Genomic DNA, 17,416 nt, shown 5'->3' on the forward strand with positions numbered 1-17,416 from the left:
CCGGCGGGCGACGGTGGCAAGAGGTGGTCGGAACCGGCGCCCGGGCCCATGGCACCATGACGGGGTGTCGTCGCGCCCGGAGGAGTGGCCATGGCCTCGAAGCTGACCGAGCAGGTGTCGACGGCGGCGGTGCTGGGCGGGCTGGCGGGCGCCGCGCTGGGGGCCGGACGAGGACGGCGGACGGCCGGGCTCGGCGCGCTGGCCGGCGCGGCCGTGCTCGCGGCGTCGGAGTACGTGGCCCGGCGGCGGCAGCGGCCGGACGAGATCCCCGCGCTGCCGCACCGCATCCTCGCCAGCGGCGCGGTCGCCGCGCCGCTGGGCTGGGCGGCCGGCGCCCTGACCCGGCAACCGGCCGCCCGGGTGGCGCTGGCGGCCGGCGGCGTGGCCGGTGGACTGGGCGTCCGGCCGCAGAAGGTCGCGCTCGGCCCGGCCGTCGGGCTGGCGGTGCGCCCCGTCGTCGCGAACCGCACGCCCGCGCAGGCCGCCGCCGTCACCGTCGTCGCGTACCGGCTGGCCGCGGCCGCGCTGTTCCGCGACCCGCAGGTGACGCTGCTGGCCGAGCGGGCCGCACCCGACGACCTGCCGTTCGTGGTGCCGCTGGCCGCGCAGGGCCGCTACGTCGGCACCGACTTCGTCCGCACCCTCGCCACCGAGCTGGACGGCGACTACACCCGCGACGCCGCGGACGTCGGCATCGTCGCGTCGCTGGACGAGCTGGTCGGCGGCGACTTCTATCCCACCGCGGTCGACCCGCTGGTGCGCGAGTTCTACGAGCACACGACCCGGTTCGCGCTCGACATCGAGCCCGAGTGGCGGTCCTGGGTGCGCCCGGGCTACCTGCTGTACCGGACGGCGCTCGCGCGGCCGCTCGGCCAGGCCAACGTGCCGATGAACCAGCGCCAGGCGCAACGCGGCGTCGTCAGCCGCATCGACACCGTCGACCAGCCCGACGGCACCCGGGTGCGCGGCTGGATCCGCTCCTACGCCGACGACGACGAACCGATCTACGTCGGCATCTACACGACCTACCGGCGCGGCGGGCGCGGCTACGTCAGCGTCGGCTTCCCGCTGCCCGGCGGCAGCTTCACCGCGACGCTGGAGCCGCGGCTGCGCCCGGGCGGCGGGCTGACGCTGTCCAGCCACGGCGCCCATGTCGACGCCGGGCACTATCTCACCGTCGTCGACCCCGACACCGGTGAGTTGACGACGCTCACGGTGCCGGGGTTCGGCGAGGAGCTGCAGGTGTGGTCCGACGCCGGCGACCTCCGCGCCGACCACGCGTTCTCGCTGTTCGGGCTGCCGTTCCTGGTGCTGCGCTACCGCATCCGCCGCAAGTCCTAGGGTCGAGCCGCCAGCACCGCTCGGGCACGGTCGAGCCGGTCGGCCCGCTCGGCGGCGACCCCGGCGAACACGTCCGGCTCGGCGTCGATCAGGACGGTCTGCAGCGCGGCGTCGACGGCGTGCCAGACTCCGACGACGTTCGTCTCCGCCTTGCAGGCGACGTCGTCGACGGCCACCGCGGCCTCGTCGGCGCCCGGCGCCGGGCCGGTGAACCGGGGGTCGTTCGGCGGGTCCCAGGGGGTGGTGTAATCGTGACCGCGATCGGCCATGCACGCGGACCAGTCGGCGAACGCCGTCCGCACCCGCGGGTCCTTCATGGCCAGCGTGACGCTGCGGACGTCGACGCGCTGGGCGGCCTCGGGGTTGCCGAGGTCGCCGCCGACGGCGGCCACCGCCTCGCCCGAGCAGCCGCCGTCCGCGGCCGGAGTGCCGTCGGCCTGCGGCGGTCCGAACAGCACGCGCTCCTGCTCCGCCGTCAGCTCCAGCTCCGGCTTCGCGCCGTCGTCGTCGCTCAGGTGGTAGCCGCTGGCCGCCGCGAGCTCCGGATCGGCCAGCCCGTAGCGCCGTTCGGTGTGCGTGACCGGCACGGACGGGACCAGGCTGGGCAGCTCCGGCGGCACGACGCCGGCCCGTGCGAAGCACCGGCCGAGCGCGGCGGTGTGCGCCTCGTCCAGCAGCCGCAGGTCGTCGTCGGACAACAGGTACTCCGTCACCGGCAGAGTGAGGCCGGTGGTGCCGGTGACGGCGGCGACCGTGACGTCCGGCGCCACCGGCGGTGCGCCGGCCAGCTTCACGGACGGCCCGCCCGGCGTCATCGCCAGGGCGAGCGGGACGAGCGCGGCCGCCGCCTGACGCAGCATCAGGGGAGGAACCGGAAGCTCGCGTTGTCGTTCCAGGTGTGGTACAGGTTGCGCCGGCCGCGCGGCGGCACGTCGTCGTACGGGCCGGTCCAGTTCTCGTTGTAGTACACGCGGGCTGTGACGTAGTCCCAGTTGATGGCGGAGGCTGCGTTGTTCTTCACCCGCTCGCCCGCGCCGCCCCCGGGCACACCGTAGTGGGGGTAGCGGATGTTCCCGAAGTCGCGGACGTTCCAGTAGAAGTCCTTGTACAGGCCGCTGTAGTTGCTGCCCCAGAAGAGGCAGAGCTCCTTCGACTGGCAGAGGTTGTCCTGGTCGGCGGCGGACGCGGGGGCGGCGACGGCGACGGTCGCGGCGGTGGCCGCGACGGCCGCCAGCGCGAGCATCTTGAGCTTCTTCAACGTGGATCCCTTTCCGAATTCATGGACAGGTCGTTCGACCGTCCACGAGCGTGCGGGGACGTTGCTTCATCGACGCTTCAGGACTGCTTCAGGACGCGGGCGCGGCCACCAGACCGGACGCCTGACGGGCGATCTCCAGCTCCTCGTCGGTGGGGACGACGAGGACGGTGACGTCGGCCTCGTCGGGCGAGATGACCTGGGCGCGGCTGCCGGTGAAGGAGTTGCGGACGTGGTCGACCTCGACGCCGAGGTGGCGCAGGCCGGCCAGCGAGTGCGACCGCACCCACGAGTCGTTCTCGCCGACACCGGCGGTGAAGACGATCGCGTGCGCCCGGCCCAGGACGGCGAGGTACGCGCCCACGTAGTGCCGGATGCGGTAGCAGTACAGCTCGCGCGCCAGCTGCGCCGCGGCGTCGCCGGCCTTGGCCTGCCGGTGCACCTCGCGCAGGTCGTTCGCGCCGGCGAGGCCGAGCAGCCCGCTGGACCGGTTGGCCAGCCGGTCGAGGTCGTCGACGGACAGGCCGGCCTCACGGTGCAGGTAGAACAGCGCTCCGGGGTCGATGTCGCCGGTGCGGGTGCCCATGACCAGGCCCTCCAGCGGCGTCAGCCCCATCGAGGTGTCGACGGAGCGGCCGCCGCGCACCGCCGTCGCCGACGCGCCGTTGCCGAGGTGCAGGACGACGAGGTTGGTGTCGTCGGGGTCGCGGTCCAGCAGCCGGGCCGCCGCGCGGCTGACGTAGGAGACGGACGTGCCGTGGAAGCCGTACCGGCGCACGCCGTACCGGGCGGCGAGCTCGCGCTCGAGGGCGTACGTGTAGGCGACCGGCGGCAGCGTCTGGTGGAACGCGGTGTCGAAGACGGCGACGTGCGGGACGTCGGGCAGCTCGCGCCGGGCCAGCCGCAGCGCCGTCAGCCCGGGCGGGTTGTGCAGCGGCGCCAGCGGCGACAGCTCGTCGATGACGCTTTCGACGTCGTCGTCGACGAGGGTGGGCTCGGCGAAGCGGTCGCCGCCGTGCACGATGCGGTGACCGACGGCGGCCAGGCCGAGCTCGGCCAGCGGCCCGCAGTCGCGCTCGAGCTCGGCGACGACCTGGCGCAGAGCGGCGGCGTGATCGGGCACGCCGTCGTCCTCGCCGATGCGCTCGACGATCCCTTTCGCCAGGCGCGCCGGTCCGTCCGGATCGATCAGCTGGTACTTGATGGACGACGATCCGCAGTTGAGCACGAGGACGGTCATCGGGGGAATCCGTTCCTGTCGGAGGGTGCCGTTATGGTGCGGCCATGACCAACCGCCTGCAGGTCGGAATGAGCTTCGACCGTACGTTCCCGCCCGCCTTCGTCACCGAGGCCGCCCGCGCGCTCGACGCCGGCGGCGCCCAGCAGCTCTGGGTCATCGAGGACTGCTTCTACACCGCCGGTCCCAGCCTGGCGGCCGCCGCGCTGACGGTCACCGAGCAGCTCACGGTGGGGGTGGGCATCCTGCCGGCGGTCGCGCGCACAGCGCCGATCACGGCCATGGAGATCGCGACGCTGTGCGGGCTGGGCCCCGGCCGGGTGCTGCCCGGCATCGGCCACGGGGTGCAGGAGTGGATGGCGCAGATGGGCGTGCGGCCGGTGTCGCCGCTCACCGCGCTGGAAGAGGTGCTCGTCGCGGTGCGGCGGCTGCTCGCGGGCGACGAGGTCACCAGCCACGGCCACTACGTCGACCTCGACGCCGTCCGGCTCGAGCATCCGCCGGCCGACCCGCCGCCGGTGCTGGCCGGGGTGTTCGGGCCCAAGTCGCTGGCGCTGGCCGGACGGGTCGCCGGCGGGCTGGTGCTGGCCGAGCCGGCCAGTCCGTCGTACGTGCGCTGGGCCATGGAGCAGGCCGGCCGCACGCCCGGCGACCCCGACTTCCACCTCGCGACGTTCGGCGTGCTGTGCGTCAAGAAGGACCGCGTCGAGGCCTACCGCACCATGGCGCCGTGGCTCGCGGGGCAGCTGCAGGAGCCGCGCACGCCGTACACGTCGCTGCCGTTCTTCGACGACCTCGCCGCCCGCTTCGCCGACAAGGGCGTCGACGGCCTGGCCACCATGCCGTCCGAGTGGTGGACCGAGCTGGCGCCGGTCGGCACCATGGACGACGCCGCCGAGCACCTGCGGGGCCTCGAAGAGGCCGGCGTCCAGAGCGTCGGCCTCTTCCCCCTCCGCGACGTCGAGGCGGCGCGCACCCAGCTGGCGGAGGTGGTCGAGCTGGCGCGGCGATGACGACGCAGCGGTCATGACATCCCCGCCCCGGACGCCGGTCGGGACTGTGGACCGGAGCGCGGTGGCGGCCTGGACTGTGGCAGCGGCTCGGGACTCGGCCCGGAGTGTGCCAGCGGTCCCGACCTGGCCTGTGGTGGCGGCTTTGGCAGCGGCTTCGGCCCGGAGCACGGCGGCGGCCCAGACCTCCGTCCGGCCTGCGGTGCCGGCCTCGGCCCGGACGGCGGCCTGGACTGCGGTGGCGGCCTCGGCCCGGACGGCGGCCTGGACTGCGGCGGCGGCTTGGGCCTCGGCCCGGAGCACGGCGGCGGCTCGGGCAGCGGCCGCGGCCCGGTCTGTGGTGGTGGCCTCGGCCTGGTCTGTGGCAGCGGCCTCGGCCCGTGTGGCAGCGGCCCGGACTGCGGCCGCGGCCATGGTCACGAGGCTGCCGCCTCTGGCTTCGGCCCCGTCTCTGGCTCCGGCTCCGCGGGCGGAACCGACTGCGCCTGGATCGCGGTGATCGCGATCGTGTTGACGATGTCGCGGACCAGTGCGCCGCGCGAGAGGTCGTTCACCGGCTTGCGCAAGCCTTGCAGCACCGGCCCGACGGCTACGGCGCCGGCGCTGCGCTGCACCGCCTTGTAGGTGTTGTTGCCGGTGTTGAGGTCGGGGAAGACGAACACCGTCGCCCGGCCGGCCACCTCGCTGCCGGGCAGCTTGGCACGGGCGACGCTGGCGTCGACGGCGGCGTCGTACTGGATCGGGCCCTCGACCTCGAGGTCGGGGCGGCGCTCGCGCACCAGCGACGTCGCCGTGCGGACCTTGTCGACGTCGGAGCCCGAGCCGGAGGAGCCGGTCGAGTACGAGAGCATCGCGACCCGCGGCGCCACGCCGAACTGCGCCGCCGTCTCGGCCGACGAGATCGCGATGTCGGCCAGCTGCTCGGCCGTGGGGTCGGGGTTGACGGCGCAGTCGCCGTAGACCAGCACGCGGTCGCGCAGGCACATGAAGAACACGCTCGACACGATCGACGTGCCGGGGAGCGTCTTGATGACCTCGAACGCCGGCCTGATGGTGTGCGCCGTGGTGTGCGCGGCGCCGGACACCATGCCGTCGGCGAGGCCGAGCTGCACCATCATCGTGCCGAAGTAGGAGACGTCGGCGACCTGGTCCCAGGCCGCCTCCTGGGTGACGCCGCGGTGCGCGCGCAGCCGCGAGTACTCGTGCGCGAACCGGCCGCGCAGCTCGCTCTCGCGCGGGTCGACGATGTCGGCGGCGCCGATGTCGACACCGACGCGGTCGGCCGCCGCCGCGACGTCGGCCGGCGGGCCGAGCAGCGTGAGGTCGGCGATGCCGCGGCGCAGGACGGTGTCGGCGGCGCGCAGGATGCGCTCCTCGGTGCCCTCGGGCAGCACGATGTGCCGCCGGCGGCCGAGCCGCGCAACTCCTGCGACGCCGGAAATCGGCTTGCCGCGGGCTCGATCGATCAGATCGTGCTCGAACATCAGCGGCGTGACGACGTCGCTGCGGGTGACGTCGAGGCGGTCGAGCAGGTCGCCGGCGTCGACGTGGCGATCGAAGAGGGCCAGCGCTGTCTGCACCTTGCGGGTGGCGTCGTAGGTCAACCGGCCGCGCACCGCCGCCAGCGCCGTCGCCGTCCCGAACGTGTCGCCCGGCGCGGTGACGATCGGCAGCCCGACGTCGAGGCCGTCCATCAGCCGGACGATCTGCGGCGGCAGCTCGAAGCCGCCGTTCAGCACGATGCCGGCCAGCGTCGGGAACGTCTTCGCCGCGTGCGCCGCCACCACGCCGAGCAGCACGTCGGTGCGGTCGGCGGGGGTGATGACGACGGCGTCGTCGAACAGGCGGTCGAGCACGTGCGGCAGCGTCATGCCGGCGACGACCAGCCCGCCGACCTCGCGGCCCAGCCGCGACGCGTCGCCGCGGAACAGCTCGCCGCCGGACGCGGCGACGAGGTCGGCCATCGTCGGCGCCGACAGCAGCGGCTCCTCGGGCAGCGCCCACGCCGGGCCGAGCTCGCCCAGCGCCGCGCAGGCGTCGTCGAGCGCGCCCGGCGGCACCCGGTTGGCGATCAGCGCGGCCAGCGTGCCGTAGTTCGCGGCCAGCTCCGCGGTGGCGAGCTCGGCGACGGCGCGAAGGTCGGCCGGCGAGCGGTCGTGGCCGTTGAGCACCAGCACGACCGGCGCGCCGAGGTTCGCCGCCACCCGCGCGTTGAAGGAGAACTCCGTTGGGCTCTCGACGTCGGTGTAGTCGCTGCCGACGATGACGACCGCCTCGCACTGCGCGGCGACCGTGCGGTACCGGCCGAGGATCGTGCTCATCGCGGCGTCTGGGTCGGCGTGCACGTCCTCGTAGGTGACGCCCGCGCACACGTCGTACGGCAGGTCGACGCCGTCGTGCTCGAGCAACAGTTCCAGGACGTAGTCGGGCTGGGCGCCGGACCGGACCACCGGGCGGAACACCCCGACCCGGCCCAGCCGGCGGGTGAGCGCCTCCAGCGCGCCGAGCGCGACCGTCGACTTCCCGGTCTCGCCCGTCACCGATGCCACGTAGACGCTGCGAGCCACCCCGTGAGGCTATATCGCCACGGTGCACCTCGTGCGGCGTCCGCCCCGGCGAGTCACATCGCCTCTGCGCCCCGTTTCGGCGGCTCGTCGTTCCCGCCCGCGTCCGACCGGGTGAAGACGGAGAACGTGCCGTCGGTCTCCAGCACCATGAGGTCGACGTCGCCGAGGTCGCGGATGCCGTGCTCGCGCGCGGCCTCGAGCACGTCGTCGATCGGCAGCCGCTCGTAGCGCAGCACCTCGTCGTCGACGTGGCCGTCCTTGATGACGACCGTCGGCTCGCCCTCGAACACCTTCCGTGAGCGCTTGAACCGCCAGCTCAGCCAGGACAGCAGGATCGACAGCAGGGCGAACGTGGCGACCGCCAGCGTGCCGCCGGTGAGCGAGAGATCCTCCTGCAGGACGGTCTGGCTGATGAGGTCGCCCAACGTGACCAGCAGGATGAGGTCGAACGCGGACAGCTGCGTGACCTGCCGCTTCCCCGACACCCGGAGCACCAGCCACAGGATCACGAAGACGACGGCGGCGCGGATGACGATGTCCATCAGGGGAGCACCGTCATCCGGAACTCCGCCTCGGCCACCACGACGCCCTGGTCGAGGACGGCGACGGTGTGCCGCCGCGAGTTGGGTAGCTGGCCGGGTGCCGTCCGCGCGTCGAGCAAGACGTGCAGGACGTCGCCGTCGGGCGGGGCGAACTCGTACACCACGTGGTCCGGTCCGGCCGTCTCGCCGTCGGGGTTGGGGTACCAGTCGTTGAAGTCGGCGCGGTCCAGCAGGTCCTTGCTGATCGACAGCGTGACCGGCCCGCCGAAGCCGCCGTCGTGCCGGACGGTGATCTCCAGCGGCTGGGGGATGCTCGGACGGGTGATCTGCGCGTGCCGGACGGTGAGCTCGTAGCCGCCGCCGGCCACGGACGTGACGGCGGCCCGTGGTCCGAGCAGCCCCGCCAGCGCGGCCGCCACGAGCGCGCACAGCGCCACGATGCCCACGCGGCGCAGGTTCCGGCCGCGGCGCGACGCGGAGGCGTCCCGGCTGGTCGGCAGGGTGGCCAGGTGCTGGGTCACATCCACCGTTCTACCGGGGGCGCCACCGGCGCCGTGGGTGCCGCGCCGGGGTAGCGTCGGAGCATGCGACCGACCGACGCCGAGATCCTGGCCGCACCGAAGGTGCTGCTGCACGACCACCTCGACGGCGGGCTGCGGCCGGCCACCGTCCTCGAGCTGGCGGGGGAGGCCGGGCACGAGCTGCCGGCCGCCGACGAGCACAGCCTGCGGCAGTGGTTCACCGACGCCGCCGACTCGCTGTCGCTGGAGCGGTACCTGGCGACGTTCGAGCACACGGTCGCGGTCATGCAGACCCACGACGCGCTGGTGCGGGTGGCCGCCGAGTGCGCCGAGGACCTCGCCGCAGACGGCGTCGTCTACGCCGAGGTGCGGTATGCGCCCGAGCAGCACCTGAAGGGCGGCCTGTCGTTGGCGGAGGTCGTCGCGGCGGTCGAGCAGGGGTTCCGGCTGGGCGAGACGCGGGCGGCCGCGGCGGGCCGGCCCATCCGGGTCGCGACGCTGCTGACGGCCATGCGGCACGCCGCGCGGTCCCGCGAGATCGCCGAGCTTGCGGTCGCGAACCGCGAGGCCGGCGTCGTCGGCTTCGACATCGCCGGCGCCGAGGCCGGCTTCCCGCCCACCCGCCACCTCGACGCGTTCGAGTACCTGCGTCGCGAGAACGCGCACTTCACCATCCACGCCGGCGAGGCGTTCGGGCTGCCGTCGATCTGGGAGGCGCTGCAGTGGTGCGGGGCCGATCGCCTGGGCCACGGCGTGCGCATCATCGACGACGTCGCGGTAGCGGCCGACGGCTCGGTGACGCTGGGGCGGCTGGCGGCGTACGTCCGCGACAAGCGGATCCCGCTGGAGCTGTGCCCGTCGTCGAACATCCAGACCGGGGCCGCGGGCTCGATCGCCGAGCACCCGTTCGGCCTGCTCGCGCGGCTGCGCTTCCGGGTCACCGTCAACACCGACAACCGGCTGATGAGCGGGACGTCGATGTCCCGCGAGTTCGCGCTGCTGGCCGACGCCTTCGGCTACGACCTGCCCGACTTCGAGTGGTTCACGGTCAATGCGCTGAAGAGTGCGTTCATCCCGTTCGACCAGCGGCTGGCGCTGATCAACGACGTCGTCAAGCCCGGGTACGCCGCGCTGGGCGCCCAGCGGGCGTTCGACCGCGTGCGGTCGGCGGGGGTCAGTCCTCGTTCGGCATGATGATCCAGAGCGCCAGGTAGGCGAGCACCTGCGGGCCGGGCAGCAGGCAGGACAGCAGGAAGAGGATGCGCACGGTGCGCGTCTTCATGCCGAACCGCCGGGCCAGGCCGGCGCAGACGCCGCCGATCATGCGGTTGCCGGTCGGGCGGACCAGGCCGCCCCGGGCCTCAGAGAAGTAGCTGCTTGTGCTCATACCTCAACGGTAGGTCCGCGGGCGCCGCAAAGACGTCCGTCTCGCGGATGGTCCGACCCGGAGGCCGCAGGTCAGGGCTTCCCGGAGGGCGCGCCGGCGGCGCCCCTGAGCGCGTCCCGCACCTGCTGCGCGTCGGCCGGCCGGGCGCCGAGGGCGCACTGCCGTTCGACGATCGCCCGCTCGGTGCGCATCAGCTCGCGGCCGCGGCGCAGCAACGTCAGCGGCGGCTTGCGGCGCTCGGCGAGGTCGCGGGCGAGCCGGCGCACGAAGTTCTTCCACGGCTTGCGGCGCAGCACGATGGCGTCGGCCAGGATGCCCCGCGACCGGCACTCGTCCACGATGTCGGCCGCGAACAGCCCTTCGGCGACGAACACCGGCGCCGTGCCGACGGTGAACGGCTCGGTGCCGACGGTGCGGTCGTGCGCGATGTCGTACACCGGGATCTGCGCGCTGCCGGTGCGGCTGAGCTGGACCAGCGTGTCGACGGCGCGCTCGGCGTCCCAGGCGCGGGGATCGTCCCAGTCGACGATGCCCAGCTCCGGGTGGCGCGGCATGCCGGGGTCGTCGCCGTCGCGGTAGAAGTGGTCGAGGTTCAGCACCGGCAGCCCGCTCTCGCGGGCCAGCCGGGACTTGCCGCTGCCCGACGGGCCGGCGAGAAGGACGACACGGTGCACGGGCGAACAGTCTGTCACGCGCCCGTCAGTGCAGCGTGGGCCGGTAGACCAGCTCCTGGGTGCGGCCGTCGAGTGTGCGGGTCTCGATCAGCTCGAGGTCGAAGTCGGCCGCTCCCTGGAAGATCGGGTCGGCTCCGGACCGCCCGGTGATGACCGGGAAGAGCGTCACCTGGACGCGGTCGACCAGCCCCGCCGCCAGCAGCGCCCGGTTCATCGACAGGCTGCCGTGCGAGCGCAACGGCACCGCCGACTCCTCCTTGAGCCGGGCGACGACGTCGACGGCGTCGCCGCTCGCCACGGTCGCGTCCGGCCAGTCGAGCGGTGCGCGCAGCGTGGACGAGACGACGGTCGCGGGCAGGTTCCGCATGCGGGTGACCCAGGGGTCGCGGACGTCGTCGCCCTCGGAGCTCTCGGCCAGCATCTGCGCGAACGCGCGATAGGTGGTGGCGCCGAAGACCATGCGCTGCTCCTCGTCGTACAGCGAGAGGCGGTGCTCGAGCAGCTCCGGGCCCTGTTTGCCCCAGTAGCCGGTCCAGTCGCCGGTGGCGGCGCCGAAGCCGTCGAGACTGGAGAAGACGTCGAAGGTGTAGGTGGCGGTCATGGTGCCCTCCTCTGATCGATGGGTCGCTCATACCCGCAACGAACGGGTTGGGCCCGTTTCGACATCGCGCGGTCAGAGGGCCACCGGTGCGTACGTCGCCCGCCCGGCCGGCCGGTAGACCTGAGCGACGACGCCCTTCGGGAAGGCTCGCGACCCGGCCAGGTCGAGCGCGTGGTCCGGGCCGGCGTCGGGGAACAGCCTGGTGCCCTCGCCGACGACGACCGGGAAGACGAGCAGCTCCAACTCGTCGACGAGGTCGTTCTCGAGCAGCCAGCGCACCAGGGCGATGCTGCCGTGCACCTGCAGCTCCCCGCCTGGCGCGGCCTTCAGCTCGCGGACGGCGTCGGCTCCGGCGACGACGGTGGCCGGCGTCCAGCCCGGGTCGGTGAGCGTGGTCGAGGCCACGTACTTGGGCCGGGTGTTGAAGACCTGCCCGATGGTGCTGTTCGCCATCTCCTCGATCGCGCCCCAGGTGCTGGCGAAGAACTCGTAGGTCCGCCGGCCGAACAGGAACGCGTCGGCGCTCTGGCAGCGCTGTTCGACGTAGGCCGTCGCCTCGTCGTCGAACAGCGGCATGGCCCAGCCGCCGCGGACGAACCCGGGGTCGAGATCGGGGTGTGCACCGCCGTTGCCCTGCGCCACGCCGTCGACCGTGACCTGCATGATGGCCGTCAATTTCATGATCGTGTCCTGTCCTTTCGTGCGCACCCGGCGTGGTGCCGGACGCCGTCCGCGCCGAGCGAACCACACGGGCGGCGTCGCCTCGGCGTCACTTCGCTGTCACGCGAGTGGACATACCCTAGGGGGGTAGTGTATGAATGTGTCAGGCGTCGATACGTCACCTGGGTACCGTGTAGGGGAACGATCGGCGTCGACGCGAGGAGGACACATGACCGAGGCACTGGACGAGGGCCACGCCCCCCATGGCTACATCCACCGCAAGGACGACTACCTCAAGCGGCTCACCCGCATCGAGGGTCAGGCGCGGGGGCTGCAGCGCATGGTGGACGAGGAGAAGTACTGCATCGACATCCTCACGCAGGTCTCGGCCATGACGAAGGCACTCGAGTCGGTCGCGCTCGGCCTGCTGGAGGAGCACCTGGCCCACTGCGTCGTCGAGGCGGCCCGTCAGGGCGGCGCCGAGGCCGACGCGAAGGTCAAGGAGGCCTCCGACGCCATCGCCCGGCTCGTCCGGTCCTGACTCGCGCGTCCACGCACCACCGTTCCGAGGGAAGGCATCGCCATGACCACTTCTACCTACACCGTCGTCGGCATGACCTGTGACCACTGCGCCGGGTCGGTCCGCGAAGAGCTCGGCCGGCTCGACGGCGTCAGCCAGGTCGACGTCGATCTCGCCACCGGCAACGTCGACGTCACCAGCGCGGCGCCGCTCGGCGACGACGACGTCAAGGCCGCGGTAGAAGAGGCCGGCTATCAGCTCGCCGGGTCCTGATCCCCTGTCCACGGAGGTAGTGCCATGAACGCGCCGGCCAAGCTCGGCGTCTACGCGCTGTGCCTTGCCGGCGCGTTCGGTCTCGCGGCCGCGGTCGGCGGCGTCGTCGGTCCCATCGGCGACGACGACACCGCGCCCGCGGCGGCCGAGTCCGAAGAGTCCGGCATGGCCGGGCACGGAGACGAAGCGGGCGAGGAGGAAGAGGGCCACACCGAGTCGGCCGAGGGCGCCGACCACCTGCCCGGTGGCCTGATGTCGTCGGAGAACGGCTACACGTTCGCGCTGGTGGCCGACACCCTGCCGGCCGGCCCCGCCCAGCCGCTCCAGTTCACCATCGACGGGCCCGACGGCCCAGTCACCGAGTACGACGTCGAGCACGAGCAGGAACTGCACCTCATCGCCGTCCGCCGCGACCTCACCGGCTACCAGCACGTCCACCCGGTCCGGGCCGACGACGGCACCTGGAGCGTCCCGCTCGACCTCACGTCCGGCGAGTGGAAGTTGTTCGCCGACTTCTCCACCGAGGGCGAGGCCCTGACGCTCGGAACCGACCTGTCCGTCCCGGGCGACTACCAGCCGGCGGCGCTGCCACCGGCCAGCACGACCGCGCAGGTCGACGGCTACACCGTCACGCTCGACGGCCACATGGACACCGGGGTCGAGTCGAAGCTGACGCTGTCCGTCAGCCGCGACGGCGTCCCCGTCACCGACCTCGAGCCGTACCTCGGCGCCTACGGCCACCTGGTGGCGCTGCGCGACGGCGACCTCGCCTACCTGCACGTCCACCCCGAGGGCGAGCCCGGCGACGGCGTCACACCGTCCGGACCGGACGTCTCGTTCTTCGCCACCGCCGCGTCCGCGGCCGACTACCGCCTGTTCTTCGACTTCGAACACGACGGTGTCGTCCGTACCGCGGAGTTCACGATCGCCGCGGAGGATCACCCATGAGCACCGTCGACCTCGACATCGGTGGCATGACCTGCGCCTCGTGCGCCATGCGGGTCGAGAAGAAGCTGAACAAGCTCGAGGGCGTCACGGCCACCGTCAACTACGCCACGGAGAAGGCCCGAGTCAGCTACGACGGCGACATCGCCACCGCGGAGCTGATCGAGGCGGTCGAGTCCGCCGGGTACACCGCGCGGCTGCCGCAGCCCGAGTCGTCCGTCGCCGAGGTGGCGGAGGCCGACCCGGTGCGTCCGCTGCGCGACCGGCTGATCCTGTCCGCCGTGCTCAGCGTGCCGGTCATCCTGCTGGCCATGGTGCCGGCCTGGCAGTTCGACTACTGGCAGTGGCTGTCGCTGACGCTGGCCGCTCCGATCGTGCTGGGCGCCGGGCTGCCGTTCCACAAGGCGGCCTGGACCAACCTGCGGCACGGCACCGCCACCATGGACACCCTCATCTCCATGGGCACGCTGGCCGCGCTGAGCTGGTCGGTGTACGCGCTGTTCTGGGGCACGGCCGGCATGCCGGGCATGACGCACCCGTTCGAGTTCACCATCTCGCGCGGTGGCGGCGCCGGCGACATCTACCTCGAGGTCGCGGCCGGTGTCACCACGTTCATCCTGGCCGGGCGCTATTTCGAGGCCCGGTCGAAGCGGCGGGCCGGTGCGGCGCTGCGGGCGCTGCTCGAGCTGGGCGCCAAGGAGGTCTCCGTCCTGCGCGACGGCGTCGAGCAGCGCATCCCGGCGGCCGACCTCGCCGTCGGCGACCTGTTCGTGGTCCGGCCGGGTGAGAAGATCGCCACCGACGGCGTCGTCACCGAGGGCGCCTCGGCCGTCGACCGGTCGATGCTCACCGGCGAGTCCGTCCCGGTCGAGGTCGGTGCGGGCGACGAGGTCGCCGGCGCCACCGTCAACGCGCACGGCCGGCTGGTCGTGCGGGCCACCCGGGTCGGCGCCGACACCCAGCTCGCGCAGCTGGCCAAGCTGGTCGAGGACGCGCAGAACGGCAAGGCCGAGGTCCAGCGCCTGGCCGACCGCGTCTCCGGCATCTTCGTGCCGATCGTCATCGGGCTGGCCGTCGCCACGCTGGGCTTCTGGCTGGGCACCGGCGGCGGGGCCGCAACGGCGTTCGCCGCCGGGGTGGCCGTGCTGATCATCGCCTGCCCGTGCGCGCTGGGCCTGGCCACGCCGACGGCGCTGCTGGTCGGCACCGGCCGCGGGGCGCAGCTGGGCATCATCATCAAGGGCCCGCAGGTGCTGGAGTCGACCCGCCGCGTCGACACCGTCGTGCTCGACAAGACCGGCACGGTCACCACCGGCACCATGACGCTGGTCGACGTCGTGCCCGCCGACGACGAGTCCGCCGACGAGCTGCTGCGGCTGGCCGGAGCGCTGGAGGACGCGTCGGAGCACCCCATCGCGAAGGCCATCGCCGACGGCGCCCGCTCGAAGGGCGGCGCGCTGCCGGCCGTCGAGGACTTCCGCAACGTCGAGGGCCTCGGCGTCCAGGGTGTCGTCGACGGGCACGGGGTGCTGGCCGGGCGGCCGCGGCTGCTCGCCGAGTGGTCCGTCCACCTGCCGCCGTCGCTGGAGGTGGCGATGGAGCGGGCCGAGGCCGCGGGCCGCACCGCCGTGGCCGTCGCGTGGGACGGCGCCGCCCGCGGCGTGCTGGTGGTCGCCGACGCCGTCAAGCCGACGTCCGCCGACGCGATCGCCCGGCTGCGTGGTCTGGGGCTGACCCCGATCCTGCTGACCGGCGACAACGAGGCGACCGCCCGTACGGTGGCCCGCGAGGTCGGCATCGACGAGGTGGTCGCGGAGGTGCTGCCGGCCGACAAGGTCGACGTCGTGAAGCGGCTGCAGAGCGAGGGCAAGGTCGTCGCGATGGTCGGCGACGGTGTCAACGACGCCGCCGCGCTGGCTCAGGCCGACCTCGGCCTGGCGATGGGCACCGGCACCGACGTCGCCATCGAGGCGTCCGATCTCACGCTGGTCCGCGGCGACCTCAACGCGGCGGCTGACGCCATCCGGCTGGCCCGGCGCACGCTCTCGACCATCAAGGGCAATCTGTTCTGGGCCTTCGGCTACAACGTCGCGGCGCTGCCGCTGGCCGCGGCCGGACTGCTCAACCCGATGCTGGCGGGCGCCGCCATGGCGTTCTCGTCGGTCTTCGTGGTGTCGAACAGCCTCCGGCTGCGCCGGTTCAAGGCAGCGGCCTGACGTCGGCCGACGTTTCGCCCTGGGTGGCGCGGCTCGCGGAATCACCGCGGTCGCGCCGCCCTCGTCGTTTCGCCCTGGCGCGGCGGAGCGCTCACCGACGACGGCGTGTCGCGTGACGCGCGGTACTGCGTCATGCAGAATAGTCCGCCATGGACACCAGTCAGCTGCTCAAGGGTGTGCTCGACCTCGCCGTGCTCGCCGTCCTGCGCGAGGACGACGGCTACGGCTATGACGTCGTGCGGCGGCTGCGCGCCGCCGGGCTGACCGAGGTCGGCGACGCCTCGGTGTACGGGACGCTCCGGCGGCTCTACCACGCCGGCGCGCTGACCACGTACGTCGTGCCCTCCGAGGAGGGCCCGCACCGCAAGTACTACAGCCTCAACGGCACCGGCCGCGACCTGCTGCGACGCTCGGCCAAGACGTGGCGCGAGTTCGCCGGGGTGCTGACGGAGCTGGTCCACCACGCCACCAAGGAGGCAGCGTGAGCACCACCCGGGCCACCGCCCACCCGGCCGTCGCGACGTACGTCGCCGCGGTCCGCGACGAGCTCGGTGACCTGCCGGCCGACGAGCTCGCGGAGATCGCCGAGGACGTCCGCGACCACCTCGGCCACGTCGCGGCCGAGTACGGCGACGACGTCAGCGTCGGCGTGCTGATCGACCGCCTGGGCGCGCCGGCGGCGTACGCGGCCGAGCTGCGCGCCGCGGCCGGGCTGCCGCAGCCCGAGCCGGAGCCGAGCGGCGAGCGGACCGGCTTCGTCCGGCGGCTCCTCCGGTTCATGGTCGCGTTCTTCGGCTGGAGCGCCGTCGGTCTGGGGGCGGCGGCGTTCGTGGACACGCTCTTCGGGCTCAGCGGCGCCCCGGCGTTCCTCGGCGTCCCGGCGATCGTCGCCGCCGTGCTCGCCGTGGCGACGGCGCTGCTGCTGGTGACCGGGCGCCCGGATCCGGTCGCCGAACTGCGGCAGGTGCCGACCTCGGTGCTGCTGGCACAGGTGGAGGAGTGGGTGCGCGGCATGCCGTGGGGGCGGCCTGCCATCGAACTGCTGACCTCGCTGCGTCCGGCCTGGTGGATCGCCCGGGCCGGAGCGGTCGCGGTGATCGCGTACGCCGTCTTCCGCAGCGCGCCGTTCAGCGCGGCGGTGTTCCTGCTCGCGGTCGTCGGGTCGGTGTGGCTGGGCCGGCGGACGGCGACCGGCGAGGTTCGCGGGACGCGGCTGCTCGCCGTCCAGCTCGCCAACGCCGGCCTGGCGATCGGCGGCCTGGCCGTGGCCGGAGCCGTGGCCACGAATGCCTCGTGGGACGGCGTGCAGTACGTCGACGGCGGCTACGACTACCCGGGCCCGGGCTTCTACGACCACAACGGCGCGCAGATCACCAACATCTTCCCGTACGGCGCCGACGGCGCCCTGCTCGAGAACGTCCGGCTCTACGACCAGGACGGCAACCCGGTCGACCTCGGCTGGCAGGAGGACTGCTACGACGGCGCCTACGACGAGCAGTCGTTCAGCGCCGCCAACCCCTGGGGCGACCACGTCTTCCCGCGGCTGACGGTCGAGGTGACGCCGGACGGACGGTGCGGGCAGCCGGTCCTGGACGCGCCGTTCGGCCCGCAACTGCCCGGCACGGTGACGGCGCCGCCGGCCGACCCCGACGCGCTGAAGTGACCGG

Annotated in this window: 19 protein-coding genes; 9 read left to right on the plus strand and 10 right to left on the minus strand. The window is 73.3% G+C overall.

All coding sequences use genetic code 11. The features are described from left to right. Nucleotides 1-90: 90 nt before the first annotated feature. Nucleotides 91-1,341: a hypothetical protein gene (locus BLU82_RS01400; RefSeq protein ID WP_092614588.1), complete on the plus strand. Its 1,251-nt coding sequence runs from the start codon at nt 91-93 to the stop codon at nt 1,339-1,341. On the opposite strand, the gene BLU82_RS01405 is transcribed toward BLU82_RS01400, so the two are convergent. From BLU82_RS01405 to BLU82_RS01415, 3 genes are all read right to left on the minus strand, one after another. Continuing rightward, on the minus strand, nt 1,338-2,201 hold the full coding sequence (locus BLU82_RS01405) for a hypothetical protein (RefSeq protein WP_092614592.1): 864 nt from the start codon (nt 2,199-2,201) through the stop codon (nt 1,338-1,340). The genes BLU82_RS01400 and BLU82_RS01405 overlap by 4 nt on opposite strands. Further along, a complete protein-coding gene (locus tag BLU82_RS01410) occupies nt 2,201-2,599 on the minus strand; it encodes a peptidase inhibitor family I36 protein (RefSeq protein WP_092614595.1) in 399 nt (132 codons plus the stop codon). The genes BLU82_RS01405 and BLU82_RS01410 overlap by 1 nt, the downstream gene beginning before the upstream one ends. Before the next feature lie 88 nt (nt 2,600-2,687). Further along, the gene (locus tag BLU82_RS01415; RefSeq protein ID WP_092614599.1) at nt 2,688-3,836 is read right to left on the minus strand and encodes an acetate/propionate family kinase; all 1,149 of its coding nucleotides are present in this window, start codon (nt 3,834-3,836) and stop codon (nt 2,688-2,690) included. Between the two features lie 44 nt (nt 3,837-3,880). On the opposite strand from BLU82_RS01415, the gene BLU82_RS01420 reads away from it, so the two are divergent. Beyond that, the gene (locus BLU82_RS01420; RefSeq protein ID WP_197682668.1) at nt 3,881-4,846 is read left to right on the plus strand and encodes an LLM class flavin-dependent oxidoreductase; all 966 of its coding nucleotides are present in this window, start codon (nt 3,881-3,883) and stop codon (nt 4,844-4,846) included. 413 nt (nt 4,847-5,259) lie between these two features. Here the strand turns inward: BLU82_RS01420 and pta are convergent, their stop codons facing one another. Genes pta through BLU82_RS01435 form a run of 3 tightly spaced genes read right to left on the minus strand, consistent with a single transcriptional unit; the run spans nt 5,260 to nt 8,473 of the window. Beyond that, the gene (gene pta, locus BLU82_RS01425) at nt 5,260-7,410 is read right to left on the minus strand and encodes a phosphate acetyltransferase (protein ID WP_092614603.1); all 2,151 of its coding nucleotides are present in this window, start codon (nt 7,408-7,410) and stop codon (nt 5,260-5,262) included. A 53-nt stretch (nt 7,411-7,463) separates the two neighbouring features. Then, a complete protein-coding gene (locus BLU82_RS01430; protein ID WP_092614607.1) occupies nt 7,464-7,952 on the minus strand; it encodes a DUF421 domain-containing protein in 489 nt (162 codons plus the stop codon). After that, nucleotides 7,952-8,473 (minus strand): hypothetical protein, encoded by a 522-nt coding sequence (locus BLU82_RS01435; protein ID WP_092614610.1) that lies wholly within the window; start codon nt 8,471-8,473, stop codon nt 7,952-7,954. Before BLU82_RS01435 ends, BLU82_RS01430 begins: the two co-directional genes overlap by 1 nt. Nucleotides 8,474-8,536: 63 nt before the next feature. Between BLU82_RS01435 and BLU82_RS01440 the strand changes: the two genes are divergently transcribed. Further along, the gene (locus BLU82_RS01440) at nt 8,537-9,667 is read left to right on the plus strand and encodes an adenosine deaminase (protein ID WP_092614613.1); all 1,131 of its coding nucleotides are present in this window, start codon (nt 8,537-8,539) and stop codon (nt 9,665-9,667) included. Here the strand turns inward: BLU82_RS01440 and BLU82_RS01445 are convergent. From BLU82_RS01445 to BLU82_RS01460, 4 genes are all read right to left on the minus strand, one after another. Further along, nucleotides 9,648-9,860 (minus strand): PspC domain-containing protein, encoded by a 213-nt coding sequence (locus tag BLU82_RS01445; protein ID WP_092614616.1) that lies wholly within the window; start codon nt 9,858-9,860, stop codon nt 9,648-9,650. The two genes, BLU82_RS01440 and BLU82_RS01445, sit on opposite strands and share 20 nt — an antisense overlap. Before the next feature lie 71 nt (nt 9,861-9,931). After that, a complete protein-coding gene (locus tag BLU82_RS01450; RefSeq protein WP_092614620.1) occupies nt 9,932-10,534 on the minus strand; it encodes a uridine kinase in 603 nt (200 codons plus the stop codon). A gap of 25 nt (nt 10,535-10,559) precedes the next feature. Further along, nucleotides 10,560-11,135, minus strand: a complete 576-nt coding sequence (locus BLU82_RS01455) for a dihydrofolate reductase family protein (protein ID WP_092614623.1) — start codon at nt 11,133-11,135, stop codon at nt 10,560-10,562. 72 nt (nt 11,136-11,207) lie between these two features. Beyond that, entirely contained in the window at nt 11,208-11,816 is a 609-nt protein-coding gene (locus BLU82_RS01460; RefSeq protein ID WP_092614627.1) for a dihydrofolate reductase family protein, read from the minus strand. Nucleotides 11,817-12,024: 208 nt separating this feature from the next. On the opposite strand from BLU82_RS01460, the gene BLU82_RS01465 reads away from it, so the two are divergent. The 6 genes from BLU82_RS01465 to BLU82_RS01490 all read left to right on the plus strand — a co-directional run bounded on the left by BLU82_RS01465 (nt 12,025) and on the right by BLU82_RS01490 (nt 17,412). Further along, entirely contained in the window at nt 12,025-12,336 is a 312-nt protein-coding gene (locus BLU82_RS01465; RefSeq protein WP_092614630.1) for a metal-sensitive transcriptional regulator, read from the plus strand. 42 nt (nt 12,337-12,378) lie between these two features. Then, a complete protein-coding gene (locus tag BLU82_RS01470) occupies nt 12,379-12,588 on the plus strand; it encodes a heavy-metal-associated domain-containing protein (RefSeq protein ID WP_092614633.1) in 210 nt (69 codons plus the stop codon). A 24-nt stretch (nt 12,589-12,612) separates the two neighbouring features. Beyond that, on the plus strand, nt 12,613-13,536 hold the full coding sequence (locus tag BLU82_RS01475; RefSeq protein ID WP_092614636.1) for a hypothetical protein: 924 nt from the start codon (nt 12,613-12,615) through the stop codon (nt 13,534-13,536). After that, nucleotides 13,533-15,749: a cation-translocating P-type ATPase gene (locus BLU82_RS01480; protein ID WP_092614639.1), complete on the plus strand. Its 2,217-nt coding sequence runs from the start codon at nt 13,533-13,535 to the stop codon at nt 15,747-15,749. The genes BLU82_RS01475 and BLU82_RS01480 overlap by 4 nt, the downstream gene beginning before the upstream one ends. Before the next feature lie 149 nt (nt 15,750-15,898). Then, the gene (locus tag BLU82_RS01485; RefSeq protein ID WP_092614642.1) at nt 15,899-16,234 is read left to right on the plus strand and encodes a PadR family transcriptional regulator; all 336 of its coding nucleotides are present in this window, start codon (nt 15,899-15,901) and stop codon (nt 16,232-16,234) included. Further along, complete coding sequence (locus tag BLU82_RS01490; protein ID WP_092614645.1) at nt 16,231-17,412, plus strand: hypothetical protein; 1,182 nt, start codon at nt 16,231-16,233, stop codon at nt 17,410-17,412. Before BLU82_RS01485 ends, BLU82_RS01490 begins: the two co-directional genes overlap by 4 nt. Nucleotides 17,413-17,416 lie beyond the last annotated feature (4 nt).

The organism is Jiangella sp. DSM 45060 (assembly GCF_900105175.1).
GTDB lineage: Bacteria > Actinomycetota > Actinomycetes > Jiangellales > Jiangellaceae > Jiangella.